This window comes from Pseudomaricurvus sp. ABR4_320, from assembly GCF_056159445.1.
In genome coordinates, this window is the sequence record NZ_JBSWVF010000069.1 from 1 (window position 1) to 1,308 (window position 1,308).

The 1,308-nt window shown below is 49.8% G+C and carries 2 protein-coding genes; both read right to left on the reverse strand.

All coding sequences use genetic code 11. The features are described from left to right. Positions 1-429: hypothetical protein (locus ACXAFR_RS27385; RefSeq protein WP_475183345.1), on the reverse strand; the 429-nt coding region annotated here is incomplete at its 3' end. A 186-nt stretch (positions 430-615) separates the two neighbouring features. Next, entirely contained in the window at positions 616-1,203 is a 588-nt protein-coding gene (locus ACXAFR_RS27390) for an ankyrin repeat domain-containing protein (RefSeq protein WP_475183349.1), read from the reverse strand. Between the last annotated feature and the right edge of the window lie 105 nt (positions 1,204-1,308).

Sequence of the window (1,308 nt, forward strand, 5' to 3'; positions counted from 1 at the left end):
CTCCAAGATATGATGCAGATGGGCGTTTTTCATATCAAGAGGTTTAACCCCCACGGCCCGTTCTGTTTCCACACTGATATAAGGGCGAGCATACACATCCTGGACATGGGAAAGTGTGGTGCTTCCTGGGGCTCCCTCAACAAATTCTTCCGCGCCGATATCATACCTCAACTTTGAGGTATCATTGGCATCAACCCGGCGCAGATACGGCTGTTCCGTACCCGCTACCCAGACATGACCTTCCGGTGCATCAGGCCAACCGAGTTCTTTCGCCAGTTCAGGGCCTCGGGCAGGCGCGGCCACCCAGCCTTCGCCATCCTGTTCGGATTGGGCAATGCGCTCAGCCTGGAACTGTGATGCGGCTTCCAGCTCTTCTAAGCGATAGGAGAGCTCTGCCTTTTGAGAGGATGAAAGATTGGGATCACCCAAACTATGGCTAATGCTTTGGAACTCGAGGGCAATCTTTTGTAGCTCAAAGCGGGCTTCCCAGGCGGCGGTACCGGTCTGGGGCCTTCAGAATTCAAGCTAACGATTCACTTTCCGAGTTAAGGGGAAATACATCTACTGAGGATGCTAGAGAGGTAGGCCTTCCCTCACACCGGACTTACAACACTATTATCTCAGCTTCCGGTACGCATTCTCTTCAGCGATTTTATCTGCGTGTTTTAGTACTTCCCGCGCGGTCGCATCATCGCCCTTTGCATTCCAGAGCGCGATGATTTCGGCGCACTCCCGCTCACCCCTCATCAACGCAAATGCGACCGCGTCCATGTCACTCATGGTGTCACTGTTATAGCGTACGGTACTGTCGATTCCTGCCTCTAAAAGCAGTGTAACGATCTTTGGTGAGCTGCCAACAATAGCCGCGAAAAGTGGATTTCGAATGGATGCGCTGACGTCAAGCTCGGAGCCTTGCTCCAAAAGATATTCGACGATTTCGTAGTGCCCACTATCTGCAGCAGCGCAAATTGGGAGCTGGCTTTCCCTTTTACTGCCTTTGTTTACATCCGATCCAATAAGAACCAGCTCTTTTACCACCGTCAAATTTCCTACTTGAGCCGAATAACCCAGCCAAGTATGGCCACCAAAATATGTATACACATTTGTCTGATTAGGATTTTCACGAAACAAAGAGTTAATAGAATTACAATCCCCTTCCCTTATTGCTTCCGAAATTTCCGCCGTAACACTTTTATCCGTCATCTCATCTGTCCGCTGCGTAATTACCATGACGTTTCAATATATCAATCACACCTTTCTGGCTATCTTTCGCATAAAAAGCAGCCCTCAAATCCTCAACCAGATCCC

Excerpts from the sequence above, each read along its gene's own strand:
- ACXAFR_RS27390 (WP_475183349.1), bottom strand. The coding sequence starts at position 1,203 with ATGACGGATAAAAGTGTTACGGCGGAAATTTCGGAAGCAATAAGGGAA.